This window comes from Nocardia thailandica NBRC 100428, from assembly GCF_000308795.1.
Lineage (GTDB): Bacteria > Actinomycetota > Actinomycetes > Mycobacteriales > Mycobacteriaceae > Nocardia > Nocardia thailandica.
The window spans coordinates 32,185-45,083 of record NZ_BAGK01000311.1 but is presented as its reverse complement, the minus strand read 5'-3'; the positions used below and the strand labels follow the sequence as shown (position 1 = coordinate 45,083).

The window sequence follows — 12,899 nt, the reverse complement described above, 5'->3', positions numbered from 1 at the left end:
GCAACCGTGAACACCACCCTCCCCACTGCCGAATTCGGTCACACTCGTCGCATGCTGGGCGCCCCCGACGCCGCCGACGCCCCCCGAGGCCTGGTCGGCAACACCCCAGTGTTGTGGATCGGGGAACCGCTGGCCGCCGCCGATCGTGGATTCTGGGCCAAGCTGGAAGGATTCAACCCTGGCGGGATGAAGGACCGGCCCGCGCTGCACATGGTGCAGAAGGCGCGCGAACGCGGCGATCTGGTGCCCGGCGCGCGCATCGTCGAATCGACCAGCGGCACCCTGGGCCTGGGATTGGCGCTGGCCGGGATGGTGTACCAGCACCCGGTGACCGTGGTCACCGACCCGGGACTGGAACCGATCGTCGCCCAGATGCTGACCGCCTACGGCGCCACCGTCGACCTCGTCACCGAACCCCACCCGGTCGGCGGCTGGCAGCAGGCCCGCCGCGATCGCGTAGCCCAGCTCCTGGCCGCCGAACCCGACGCCTGGTGCCCGGATCAGTACAGCAACCCCGACAACGTCGAGGGCTACGAATCCCTGGCCTTGGAGCTGCTCGAACAACTCGGCACCGTCGATGTCCTGGTCTGCGCGGTCGGCACCGGAGGACATTCCGCCGGCGTGGCGCGGGTCCTGCGCCGCTACAACCCGGACATGAAGCTCGTCGGAGTCGACACGATCTCCTCGACGATCTTCGGCCAGCCGGCCGGGCCGCGGCTGATGCGAGGGCTGGGTTCGAGCATCTTCCCGGCCAACGTCGACTACGACGCGTTCGACGAAGTTCACTGGGTCGCACCGGCGGAATCGGTGTGGGCGTGCCGCACACTGGCAGCCACCCACCACGCCACCGGTGGGTGGAGCGTGGGTGCGGTCGCACTTGTAGCCGGGTGGGCAGCCCGCGTCGCCGCCCCGTCGACGCGGATCGCCGCGGTGTTTCCCGACGGGCCCCACCGCTACTTCGACACCATCTACAACGACGCCTACTGCACCGAGCACGGACTCCTCGACGCCACCCCGCCGATCGCGCCTGAAGCGATCAGCCACCCCGGTGAACGGGTCGTGCAGCGCTGGACCCGCTGCACCTCGGTGGTCTCGCCGACGGCCATGGCAGAAGGAGAACTCGCCTCGTGACCGTGTTCACCAAATTCGCCAGTTTCGACCGGCCCGCACAGCTGTTGATGATCAACCAGTTCGGCATCAACCTCGGCTTCTACATGCTGATGCCGTATCTGGCCGGCTACCTGGCCGGTCCGCTGGGGCTCGCGGCGTGGGCGGTCGGACTGGTCCTGGGTGTGCGCAACTTCTCCCAGCAGGGCATGTTCCTCATCGGCGGCACCCTAGCCGACCGGCTCGGCTACAAACCGTTGATCGTGGCCGGATGCCTGCTGCGCACGGGCGGCTTCGCCCTGTTGGTCTTCGCTGATTCCCTGCCCGCGGTGTTGATCGCCTCCGCGGCGACCGGCTTCGCGGGAGCGTTGTTCAACCCGGCCGTGCGCGCCTATCTGGCCGCTGACAGCGGTGAGCGTCGCGTCGAAGCATTCGCGGTGTTCAACATGTTCTATCAGGCGGGCATTCTCGCCGGGCCGCTCGTCGGACTGGCGTTGATGGCGGTCGACTTCCGCGTTACCGCCGGCGTGGCGGCAGCGGTGTTCGCCGCGCTGACCATCGCCCAACTGTTCGCCCTGCCCGCCCGCCGCGGCGAGGTGCCTGCCGAGAAGACCTCGGTGCTCGACGACTGGCGCCGGGTCATCTCCAACCGGCGGTTCCTGGCGTTCTCGGTGGCGATGATCGGCTCCTACGTCCTGTCGTTCCAGGTGTATCTGGCCTTGCCATTGCAGGCGGAATTCATCGCCGGGGCACGCGCGCAGACTCTGGTCTCGGCACTATTCGTAGTCTCCGGGGTCGTGGCTGTCGCCGGTCAGCTCCGCATCACCGCCTGGTTGCGCGCCCGCTGGGGTCCGGGCAAGAGTCTGGTCGCCGGCATGGCCGTGCTGGCGACGGCGTTCATTCCGTTGATCATCGTGCCCACACCGGGAATCTTCGGCACCGTGGCCGCGGTCACCGCCCTCTTGATCACGACCACGCTGTTGGCCATCGGCACCGCGGCGGTGTTCCCCTTCGAGATGGACACCGTGGTTTCCCTATCGGGAAACAAGCTGGTAGCAACCCACTACGGTTTCTACAACACCGTCGTCGGTGTCGGTATCCTCGTCGGCAACCTGGCCACCGGCACCCTCGTCGGCGCCGCGCGCGATGCCGGACTGGACTGGATCGTCTGGGCGGGCTTGACCGCGATCGGCGTCATCGCCGCCTACGCCCTGGCTCGGCTCGAACGAAACGACCGTGCCACCGCGCCCGAGCAGCACGTCACCGGACGTCACCGTCTGCCCAGCGGACGTCACCGGCTCACCGAACCCGCCTTCGCGGGCTCGGATTCGGTGACCACTCCGCTGCGCCGCCGACCCGGGCGAGGAGTCGAGCCGGTGAATCGGCGCGGCACAGAGACCAGGGCCCGGCCGACGGCAGAGTCCGACCAATACACCTACCGCCGACAGTCGGTACCGCCACGTCCGCGGCCAGCGGTCGGTGAAGACCACCTCGGTCCCGGGCCTCGTGTTCCTAGCGGTGCGCCACGACCGTGGCCGGGCTCGGAGCCCGACCGGCGCGGACACCGCCGGGTCACTCCGCCCGCACCCCGCACATACCCCTCTGCCGAGGACCGGCGCTCGCGCTATCCCGCCGCCGGACCGGAAACCAGGCGGTGAGGCCCGCCTGGTTTCATAGCCAGGCTGGTGACGACGTCGAGCGCCGGGGCCCTCCCACGGGGTCCCGGCTTTGCGACCGTTCGACACCATCCACTCAAGGAAATATGACATGACAACAGTTCTGCGGCGCCTCGCCCTCACCCTCGGCGCCGCTGCGGCCGCCACTGCGCTCGCCGGAGGTGTCGCCTCGGCACACCTGGGCGTCGAAGCCCCCGGCGCCAAGCAAAACGCCTCGGCGGTGCTGACCTTCCGCATCTCCAACGAATCCGACCAGGCCTCGACCACCGCGTTGACCGTCGAGTTGCCTGGCCTCAAGACAGCGCGCACCGAACCGATGCCCGGGTGGACCGCCACAGTGAACCGGGATGCGGCCAAGATGGCGACCTCGGTCACCTGGACCGCAGAGCCAGGGTCCGGGGTCGGCCCAGGGCAGTTCCAGCGTTTCGATCTCTACGCCGGACCGCTGCCGACCAAGGACAAAGTCGCCTTCCGTGCCGTGCAGACCTACAGCGACGGCAAAGTCGTCACGTGGGATCAGCCCAGCACCGACGGCGCACCCGAACCGGAGTTCCCGCTGCCGGTCCTGGCTCTCGAGGCCGCTGCTGCTGGTGACGGACACTCCCACAATGCCGCTGCAGCTGCCCAGGACGAGCACGGCTCCGACACCGGCACCGATTCGGCGACCCGCTGGATGGCTGTCGGTGGGCTGGGTCTGGGCGCCCTCGCCGCGGTCGTCGCGGTGGCAGCACTGGCACGCAGCCGCCGCACGTCTCGATAGTCCCTGAACGGCCAGTGGGTGCGGTGCGGACAACAACCGCGCTGTCACTCGCTGGCCTGTTCAGGCCGCGCACGGCCACCATTCGGGGTCGCCGGGCGTTCGCCGAGAATCGGCGTTCCGGCCTAGCCGCAGATGAGGCCCCACTGAGGGCGATCGGGTCGTCCGTGCAACCTACGGGATCGCTTAGTAGGATCGCCGCGTGATCTTCGCACCGATGACTCCACGACGAGCCGCGCTTCTGCGGCTCGCGGTGGTGCTGTCGGCATTCGTCGCGATCGCCCTCATGCACGGGACACAGTGCCAGACCGGCATGCCGATGGGGATGGCACACTCGGCCACCGTGCTCAGTGGCGTGGCGGGCCAGTGCGGTGCACAGGTCGATGATTCCGGTATCCACGAGCATGACCACGGCCTCGATTCCGGGGTGGGCGCCGAGGCCACCGATACGCCGATGACGGTGGTCGATGATGCCGCGCCTGCCCCGCCGGTGGGCCTGGTGATGGCGTGTTTGGCGGCGTTCCTGGCATTGCTGGCGACAATCGCCTTTCCGCGTCGGGAAGTCGTCGCCACTGTGCTTCGGCGGCCTCAGGCGATGGGGATCACAGGGGTGCGGGCGGTCTTGCCGCGTGCACCGACTCTGGCTGAACTCTGCGTGTTGCGGACATAGGAGCAGGCGCCCGGGATGTGTCAGATGTTGTGACCGTCTCGAGTTTCGCGCCGACGGCTCCGTCGTCGGCGCGATCGGTCATGCCGTCCTCTTTCCTCTCCTCGCAGGAGTCTTTTGTGAATCTTTTTCCTGTTCTGGTGACCGGCTTGTTCGCCGGCGGTGTGTCGTGTGCTGCCGTGCAAGGTGGCTTACTCACCGGTCTGATCACCCGTCAGCGCGCCGCCGCGGCGGCGGGTACCAGGGCTGCATCGGCCACGCCAGCCTCCGACGGTGCCGGTGTGACAACGACGGGACAGCCGCGTTGGGGCCATCGGGTCGTTGACGATCTCGTCCCGGTCGGTGGGTTTCTTGCCGGAAAGCTGTTGTCGCACAGCGTGCTCGGTGCGGTCCTGGGGGCCGTCGGCGGTGCCGTGCAGTTGTCGACTGGTGCGCGGACCTGGCTGCAGATCGGGGCCGGGCTGCTGATCATCGTCTTCGGTCTCGCGCAACTGGGCGTGCCGGGGTTCCGGGGCATCGTGATCGAACCACCCGCGTCGTGGATGCGGGTACTGCGTAAGCGGGCGCGTTCGCAGGCCGCGGTTGCACCGGCGGTGCTGGGTGTCTCGACGGTCCTGATCCCGTGCGGGGTGACACTGTCGGTGGAAGCGCTGGCCTTGGCGTCGGGCTCGCCGTGGTGGGGTGCGGCGACCATGGCGGTCTTCGTGCTGGGTACCAGCCCGTTGTTCGCGATCCTCGGATACGCCGCCCGGGTCGCGGCCACCGTGTGGCGGGGCCGGCTGGCCCTGGCCACCGGCCTCGTGGTGCTCGCGATGGGCTTCTACACACTCAACGCGGGCTTGGAGCTCGCCGGTTCGCCGCTGGCGGCCAGCCGGATCGGGGAGTCGATCGGATTCGAACCCCCAGCGGCAGATGCCTCGGCTGCCGTCGTCGCCGACGGTGTGCAGACCCTGACGATCACCGCGAAGACCGGCTCCTACGGTCCGAAGAACATCGAAGCCGTCTCGGGCATCCCGACCACACTCGTCGTCAAGACCAACCGAACACAGGGATGCATCCGCTCGATGGTCGTCCCGAGCCTCGGCATCACCACGACGCTGCCTACTAGCGGTGAAACCCGCATCTACCTGGGCATTTTGCAGCCGGGCCGCTTGGACTACACCTGCGGCATGGGCATGTACTCGGGCATGATCACTATCCTCTGAAGGGACAATTCCGCATGACAACACACGTTTTCCGGATCGAAGGCATGCGTTGCGGCAGTTGCGCACTGCTCATCGACGACACCCTTGAGGACCTGCCCGGCGTCGGCGACACGCAAACCTCGATGAAGAAGGGCCTCAGCACCGTGGAACTCGATGTCGCGGTCACCACCCCCGAGGACGTGATCGCCGCGATCACCGAGCTGGGCTACACCGCGGTAGTCACCCGATAGTTACGGGACCGGCCAGGATTGCGTCAGCAGGTCGGCGTTGATCTGCTGACGCACCCACAACCCCAGCACCGCGACCACAACGACGAACCGCAACGCCCGGCCCAGACCCGGGCGCAGCGTGACCTGCAACCAGTGGCCGGTGAGCACTCCGACCACAGCGCGGGCCAGGGCAAGGACAACAACGCCGGCGAGGACGAGGATGCCGGGGTTGTAGCGAAGAGACTCGGAAACATCGCCGGTCAGCAACAGGTAGGTGGCCCTGGTTCCGCCGCAGAATGGGTCCATGAGCCCGAGGAAATGCGTCGGCCCGTGCAGATCAATCGATGGCACACCGACAACCCGCAGCGCCGCGGCGCCGACGAGGAATGCGACAGCGGACAGCGACAGCCACTGTAAGCGGTCACCACCAGGCCGATTGGTCGTGGCGGGGACTATGGACCGGCCTGCCATCATCGAATCCTTCACCTTGTCCTGGATACGGAAACAATAGTTCACGAAACGCCGAACTACCGGGCCCGCGTGAGCGCCGAACGGTGAGCCGATTCCGCTCGAGACTGGCGGGTCCTGGGCGGGTTCAGCTGCCCAGCGCACAGACACCGATTCCGCCCGCCGCGGCCACAGTCGCGATCATCGGGCCCAAGACGACCGCGGCGATAGCGGCCGAGGCAGCGACACGATTGATCCGGGTGGGTGCGGGAGGCTCCGCGAGGCGGCGGACCCGATCGACCAGACCCACTTCGGTGGCCGCGACCGGGGCCATGCCGTGAGAGTCGGCCAGTGTCACCAGCGCCTCACAGACGGTGATGGGTCCATAGATGTTGGCAGCGGCGTCATCGGCGATCATCTCGGTCAGGCGCGCCACCTGCGCGGCGCCGGTGGCGAACAACTCGATCCGGGGGAACACCGAGGCCAGTGCTCGTGTGAAGGCGAGCAGAACATGGTGGCGTCCACGCAGGTGGGCGCGTTCGTGGGCCATGACGGCGGCCAGTTGCTCCTCATCGAGAGTTGCCACGATGCCCTGGGTCAACACGATCGTGTGCGGGTTGCCTGCCACCGAATACGCCGCCGGTTCGGGATGATCGAGCACCACCGCGTCGTGACGGTCATGACGGCGACCGACCATCCATGCCGCCTGCGCATGCCGGTGGGTCACCGATCGAGCCCGGACCAGCGAACGGCACAGCCGCCACACCGCCACGACAGCCGCGAGCACCGCAAGCCCCGCCAGCGTCCACAAGCCGACCTGGACAGCGGTTCCGTACGAGCCTGCCGCGGCGTCGTGTAACTGTCGGAAACAACGTCCGAGATCCAGATGCTGATCAGCGAGCAGATCCCGAACGACATCGACGCCGAGGAAAACAACCGCGACCGCCCAAGACAGCAGTACCGAGACGATAGCGCTCAGCCAGGCCACCAGGCCCAAGCGGGGATGTTGCCCGTCGCCGGCCGTGCGCAGCAACAGTGGCGGGGCCAGCACCGCCACGACCACGGTGTAGGCCAGAAGGCACAGCGCCACACTCATGACATTCCCCGCGGTGCCTGGGCATCGACGACCACGACCGTACGCACAGACATCGATGGCACCGATGGGCTCCTCTGCCGGATCGAGATACGGGCGTTGCACACAGCATGTGCGGCTCGCCGACATACTATCGGCACCCGAACGCGGCGATTGATTGTGCCGCCGCGGCGCCGGTGCTGATCATCTGCCGGGCTGTTGCATTCCACGAATCTACTATCTACTATCTACTGACGTAGATAGTACTTGCGCCGTTCTCGGCGCGGGCGCCCCTAAGAGCCAGGGGTGTTGGCCAACGGCCATGGCGCGCGATCCCCTCATCTCGCGCGCTCGGGGCCGGCCTTCGGGAGTGAGGGCGACGACTCGTGGCGTCGCCCTCACTTTTGTTTCTCGGCGCGGTTTACCTGCTTGGCTGCTCGCAACGAATACCAGCCAGATTTCGCGTCATCATTTCGCGTCGGAAGCGCCGCCGCATACTGAGATCCGGTCAGCTCACGGTGATTTCGGTGCTCATGCCGAGTTCCCGATGATTTCCGACAGAGCACCACAGTGTGTAGGAGCCAGGCTCCAGAGTGACGGCCAACTCGCCGGACCCGCCACTTTCGATCCGCGGTGTGCGCCGCGACTGCACACCCGGGCCCTCGATCACGAGATCGTGGGAGACGGATCCGGAGTTCTCGACGACGAAGGTGTACGCACCCGGTGTCGATGGGGGATTGGGCACGTTGATAGAGAATTCGTTCTCCCTGACGACGATCTGTGTCGAGTTGGCCGAGTTCGATGTGACGCTCGATTCTCGAGCAGTGGCCACGCCAGGATCGCCGTCCCCAGAGCTACATGCCGCCAATGCCAGAGCGGGCAGCACTGCGAGTGTCGCAAACACCTGCCGATTCGTCCACCGGACTCGTCTGGGCGCCATGGCGTCTCCCTGATGTCGACGTAGACCAAGCTTGTCGCCAATTCCACAGAATACTCCCCGGACCAGCAAGGGTCTACGACGCGCAAGCGGCGGCGAAGGCCTGTAACCGCCACGGCCCCGAGAGCAGCCGGAGGCGTTGGAGACGTTGCGATCATGGATCGCTCCGGACAGCGCGGTCACGCGGCAACCGGCTGTCACCGCAGTTGTTCGAATTGTTCGGGCGATTACCGACTATGAACGTGACGGCCCGGTCCGAATCTGGATCACCGCACGGGCTCTTGCAATCCTCGACAGCCCTGACTACCGTTCTACTGAGTAGGATAGTACTTGTGCCGAAATGGTGATCCCGGCACAGGGGCGCACCCCCGAGACCCCGGGGTGTCGGCTGGGGCGGGGGTGCGCGATTTCCTTCATCCCGCGAGGCCTCCGGCCCAGTCATCAAAGGTAGGTGACGAGTCGGGGCGTCACCTCCGCTTAGCGTTGGTAACCCGAGGGCGGGGGCGACACAAGGAGTTGACGTATGTCCGTACGCGCCAGACCAGCGATGGTCCGGACTGCTGCGATTGCTGTGGCCGTGGGTGCCGCCACGCTTTTCGGCACGGCTGGTCAAGCATTCGCCGACGTCGAACCCGGCGCTTATACGTCCACGACGTGGTCGGCTGGCATCGTGCTCCTGCAACGCGACGCGCGCGTCGAGGGCGGGGACCTGGTCTTGATAGGGCGCTACCCCATTCATTCGACGCCCGACGGTGGTTACGTGGACCTATTTCCCGGCCACCGAGTCGTACTGATCAGCGACGGACGTGGCGGGTACGCCGGCCCTGCGTATTTGGGTGGAGTGGAGGTCGGCTCCATCACGCTGACGCCCCAACGCTGACTGATCAATCACCAATCTGACCTGAGATAGGGGTCGCGCTTGCTGGGTTTGCGGACTGGAGCATCGGCGACGAAAGTCTCGCTAAGCACGGGGTCGATCCGACGCGTAGCGTGACGGTTCTCCCGAATGTTCCTCACCCCTACCGCGGGTCGGCTCCGAATGGCGGGGCATCGATCCTGCGAGGTCGAGCAGAAGCTGCGATCCGGCACACGGTGACAATCATCGGAATTTCGGCTGAGCAGTCGCCGAAGCAGCAGCAGGTAATACCCTTGGGGGGTATGATTGGAGTGGGCGGTTGGACGCACCTCAGGGCTAGGAGATGATCAGCCATGACCACCACAACGGTGACCGTGACCGGAATGACCTGCAGTTGCTGCGCGAATGCGGTGAACAAAGAAGTCGGCAAGATCCCAGCGGTCACTGCAGTGGAGGCCGACTTCGCCAGTGGGCGGGTGACCATCGACGCGACGGGTGCGGTTGACCGAAGAGCCATCGCCGCGGCTGTCAGCGAGGCCGGCTATCAGCTTGCCGACTGACCGGCCCCGTGGATCTCACTATCTGTAGCCAGATTCATCGCAGTACGGAACGGAGTCAGCGATGGCCACCACGACGCAACCGTCCACCCGGATCGAGTTGACGATCGGTGGCATGACCTGCGCGTCGTGCGCCAATCGCATCGAGAAGAAACTGAACAAACTCGACGGGGTCACCGCCACGGTCAACTACGCCACGGAGAAGGCACGCGTGGAATACTCCGGCGACCTCACGCCCGAGGACCTGGTCGCGACGGTCGAGCAAGCCAGGTATACCGCCGAGCTCCCGATCTCGAAGGTCGGGAAACCGGACGCCTCGGCAGCTGCTCCCGAAGGCGATGACCCGACGGCCTCCCTGCGCCAGCGTCTGCTCATCTCGCTGGTCCTGACGGTTCCGGTGATCGCCATGGCGATGATTGCGGCACTGCAGTTCACCAACTGGCAGTGGCTGTCGCTGACACTGGCCGCGCCGGTAGTGATCTGGGGTGCCCTGCCCTTCCACAAGGCTGCGTGGACCAACTTGCGCCATGCCACCGCCACCATGGACACCCTGATCTCCATCGGCACCCTCGCCGCGCTCGGCTGGTCGCTGTACGCGCTGTTCTGGGGCACCGCCGGTATGCCGGGGATGACGCACCCGTTCGAACTGACCATCGCCCGAGAAGGCGGCGCCGGCAACATTTATCTGGAGGTGGCTGCCGGGGTCACCACCTTCATCCTCGCCGGACGCTTTTTCGAGGCCCGATCCAAGCGGCAGGCCGGCGCCGCGCTGCGAGCGTTGTTGGAGCTCGGCGCGAAAGAGGTTTCGGTGTTGCGCGACGGCAAGGAGGAGCGCATACCCGCCGATCAGCTTGCGGTGGGTGATCTGTTCGTCGTGCGCCCCGGCGAGAAGGTCGCCTCCGACGGTGTCGTCGTGGAAGGTTCCTCGGCGGTCGACGCCTCGATGCTGACCGGGGAGTCGGTGCCGGTAGAGGTCGGCGTCGATGACGCCGTCGTCGGCGCCACTGTCAATGTCGGCGGCCGGATCGTGGTGCGAACGAGCCGGGTCGGCTCTGACACCCAGCTGGCTCAGATGGCCAAGTTGGTGGAGGAGGCTCAGAACGGCAAGGCCCAGGCGCAGCGGCTGGCCGACAAGATCTCCGGCATCTTCGTACCCGTCGTGATCGCGCTGTCGGTGATGGCCCTGGGGTTCTGGCTGGGTACCGGAGGTTCGGTCGCTGCGGCCTTCACCGCCGCGGTCGCCGTGCTGATCATCGCCTGCCCCTGCGCTCTTGGACTGGCCACGCCTACCGCGCTGATGGTCGGTACCGGTCGAGGTGCGCAGATGGGCGTCCTGATCAAGGGTCCGGAGGTGCTGGAATCGACCCGGCGGGTCGACACGGTGGTGCTGGACAAGACCGGGACTGTCACCACCGGCAAGATGAGCCTGCTGAGGGTCTACGCCGCCGACGGCGAGGACGAGATGCAGATCCTGGAGCTGGCAGGGGCACTGGAGGATTCCTCCGAGCATCCGATCGCGCAGGCGATCGCCAAGGGAGCCCGGGACAAGGTCGGCGATCTCGAACCGGTGCAGGGCTTCGCCAACGTCGAGGGTCTCGGTGTACACGGTGTCGTCGGGGGACGCACGGTGGTCGTCGGGCGCCGACGACTGCTGGCCGAGCACGCGCACAACCTCGACGCGGACTTGGAGCGAACCATGACCGCTGCCGAATCCGAAGGGAAGACCGCCGTCGCGGTAGCCTGGGACGGTAAGGCGCGCGGTGTCCTGGTGGTCGCCGATACGGTGAAACCAACCTCCGCCGAAGCGATTACACAACTGCGTGCGCTGGGACTGACACCGATGTTGCTGACCGGCGACAACGCCGCGGCGGCCCGGGCCATCGGCGACGAGGTCGGCATCGACCAGGTGATCGCCGAGGTGCTGCCGCGCGACAAGGTCGAGGTCATCAAGAAGCTGCAGGCCCAGGGCAAGGTCGTCGCCATGGTCGGCGACGGCGTCAACGACGCGGCGGCTCTGGCCCAGGCCGACCTCGGCCTGGCCATGGGCACCGGCACCGACGTAGCGATCGAGGCCAGCGACCTGACCCTGGTCCGGGGCGACCTGAGGGCCGCGGCGGACGCGATCCGGTTGTCCCGCAAGACGCTCGGCACCATCAAAGGCAACCTGTTCTGGGCATTCGCCTACAACGTCGCTGCCTTGCCGCTGGCCATGGCAGGCCTGCTCAACCCCATGCTGGCGGGCGCCGCGATGGCGTTCTCCTCGGTGTTCGTGGTGAGCAACAGCCTGCGTCTGCGCCGCTTCCGCTCCAGCAATAGCTGACAGACCCGAACCGGCCCGGTCCTCACCGTGACAGCGTGGCCCGGTTCCCGAAAGTCGGAGCGCTGATGACGCGGCGGGCCGATCTCGGGCTGACCGCCGACTGCTGGGACGACCTGCTCCTGGGTCGCTGAGGTTCAGGCACGCCACTGCTTGCTGCTGGTCGGGAAGTTGTCCGGTCGCCGAAGGTCGTGCTCGGCGCGGTAACAGCCCTCATCGTCGGCTGAACCCGCGGAGGCTGGCGAAAGCTGCTATCTCCCAGCTGGTTTATTGGCCAGCACTCGGAAGGTCACACCGCCGCGACCACCGCGGGATGACTCGACGATTTCGAACCCGGCCCGTTCGAGGTACTGCAGGGGGTCGCGCAACAGGTGATCGGCACCGAAACGCACGCTCAGTGGTTCGACTGCCTTCATCACCGCGCGGACCAGTGGCGAGGTCGAAGGCCCGTGTTCGGCCAGCACGAACCTCCCGCCGGGCACCAGAACTCGCATCGCCTCCTCACAGGCGCGGGCGGGATCGGGGATCGTGCAGAAGCTGTAGGTCGAGACCACGGTGTCGACGCTGAGATCGGGCAATGACAACTTCTGCACATCACCGCGCTCGAGCTCGACGACCAGATCCTCACGATGCGTGCGCTTTTCGGCTATGTCGAGCACGCCTTGCGACAGATCGATCCCGATGACCTTGTCGACGTTCTCGCCGTAGAGCGGCAGATTCAGGCCGGTACCCACCGCGATCTCGAGGACCTTGCCCCGAGCCTGCGCCACTGCCCAGTTGCGCGCTGACCCCAACACCACCTGCTCGAACCTGGCGATCTGCCGGTCATAGCGGGTCGCATTGCGATCGAAGACCTCCGCGATCCTGTCCACGCTGGGCTGGTTCACCGTGCGCCTCGTTCCGATCGGCCCCCTGGTTGAACCAGTATCCGGTCCGAACGCCGTCGCACACATCCGGGAAACCCCCTATTCAGCCGGGATCGTCTCCTGAGCCCGTCGCGGTGGACTCGGACGGGAGTCGTGCGGTGTCCTGGTAGTCGCCGATACGGAGAAACCAACCTCTGTGGTCGAGGTCATCGATTCGATCGGATTG

General features: G+C 66.6%; 12 protein-coding genes and 1 pseudogene. 9 read left to right on the top strand and 4 right to left on the bottom strand.

Annotated elements, in window-relative coordinates; genetic code table 11:
• Nucleotides 1-51 precede the first annotated feature (51 nt).
• The 6 genes and pseudogenes from ON36_RS31915 to ON36_RS31890 all read left to right on the top strand — a co-directional run bounded on the left by ON36_RS31915 (nucleotide 52) and on the right by ON36_RS31890 (nucleotide 5,642).
• On the top strand, nucleotides 52-1,131 hold the full coding sequence (locus ON36_RS31915; protein ID WP_052314610.1) for a PLP-dependent cysteine synthase family protein: 1,080 nt from the start codon (nucleotides 52-54) through the stop codon (nucleotides 1,129-1,131).
• Nucleotides 1,128-2,375, top strand: a pseudogene (locus ON36_RS31910) (MFS transporter); the annotation flags it as partial. The gene ON36_RS31915 and the pseudogene ON36_RS31910, both read left to right, overlap by 4 nt.
• A 499-nt stretch (nucleotides 2,376-2,874) precedes the next feature.
• Nucleotides 2,875-3,543: a YcnI family copper-binding membrane protein gene (locus ON36_RS31905; protein ID WP_043661606.1), complete on the top strand. Its 669-nt coding sequence runs from the start codon at nucleotides 2,875-2,877 to the stop codon at nucleotides 3,541-3,543.
• 199 nt (nucleotides 3,544-3,742) lie between these two features.
• A complete protein-coding gene (locus ON36_RS31900; protein WP_157225137.1) occupies nucleotides 3,743-4,210 on the top strand; it encodes a hypothetical protein in 468 nt (155 codons plus the stop codon).
• Between the two features lie 137 nt (nucleotides 4,211-4,347).
• Nucleotides 4,348-5,412: an urease accessory protein UreH domain-containing protein gene (locus ON36_RS31895; RefSeq protein ID WP_083885603.1), complete on the top strand. Its 1,065-nt coding sequence runs from the start codon at nucleotides 4,348-4,350 to the stop codon at nucleotides 5,410-5,412.
• 14 nt (nucleotides 5,413-5,426) lie between these two features.
• Nucleotides 5,427-5,642: a heavy-metal-associated domain-containing protein gene (locus ON36_RS31890; RefSeq protein ID WP_043661600.1), complete on the top strand. Its 216-nt coding sequence runs from the start codon at nucleotides 5,427-5,429 to the stop codon at nucleotides 5,640-5,642.
• Here the strand turns inward: ON36_RS31890 and ON36_RS31885 are convergent, their stop codons facing one another.
• The 3 genes from ON36_RS31885 to ON36_RS35260 form a co-directional block, all read right to left on the bottom strand.
• On the bottom strand, nucleotides 5,643-6,107 hold the full coding sequence (locus ON36_RS31885) for a DUF2752 domain-containing protein (RefSeq protein ID WP_218001270.1): 465 nt from the start codon (nucleotides 6,105-6,107) through the stop codon (nucleotides 5,643-5,645).
• Between the two features lie 109 nt (nucleotides 6,108-6,216).
• Nucleotides 6,217-7,164 carry a M56 family metallopeptidase gene (locus ON36_RS31880; protein WP_043661597.1) on the bottom strand — a complete coding sequence of 316 codons (948 nt, stop codon included), beginning with the start codon at nucleotides 7,162-7,164 and terminating at the stop codon, nucleotides 6,217-6,219.
• A gap of 484 nt (nucleotides 7,165-7,648) precedes the next feature.
• A complete protein-coding gene (locus ON36_RS35260; RefSeq protein ID WP_157225136.1) occupies nucleotides 7,649-7,972 on the bottom strand; it encodes a hypothetical protein in 324 nt (107 codons plus the stop codon).
• Nucleotides 7,973-8,600: 628 nt separating this feature from the next.
• Here ON36_RS35260 and ON36_RS31875 point away from each other — a divergent pair.
• From ON36_RS31875 to ON36_RS31865, 3 genes are all read left to right on the top strand, one after another.
• A complete protein-coding gene (locus ON36_RS31875) occupies nucleotides 8,601-8,957 on the top strand; it encodes a hypothetical protein (protein WP_043661595.1) in 357 nt (118 codons plus the stop codon).
• A gap of 329 nt (nucleotides 8,958-9,286) precedes the next feature.
• Nucleotides 9,287-9,493 carry a heavy-metal-associated domain-containing protein gene (locus tag ON36_RS31870; RefSeq protein ID WP_043661592.1) on the top strand — a complete coding sequence of 69 codons (207 nt, stop codon included), beginning with the start codon at nucleotides 9,287-9,289 and terminating at the stop codon, nucleotides 9,491-9,493.
• A gap of 61 nt (nucleotides 9,494-9,554) precedes the next feature.
• A complete protein-coding gene (locus tag ON36_RS31865) occupies nucleotides 9,555-11,810 on the top strand; it encodes a heavy metal translocating P-type ATPase (protein ID WP_043661591.1) in 2,256 nt (751 codons plus the stop codon).
• Nucleotides 11,811-12,058: 248 nt separating this feature from the next.
• Here the strand turns inward: ON36_RS31865 and ON36_RS31860 are convergent, their stop codons facing one another.
• Nucleotides 12,059-12,694 (bottom strand): class I SAM-dependent methyltransferase, encoded by a 636-nt coding sequence (locus ON36_RS31860; RefSeq protein ID WP_043661589.1) that lies wholly within the window; start codon nucleotides 12,692-12,694, stop codon nucleotides 12,059-12,061.
• Nucleotides 12,695-12,899 lie beyond the last annotated feature (205 nt).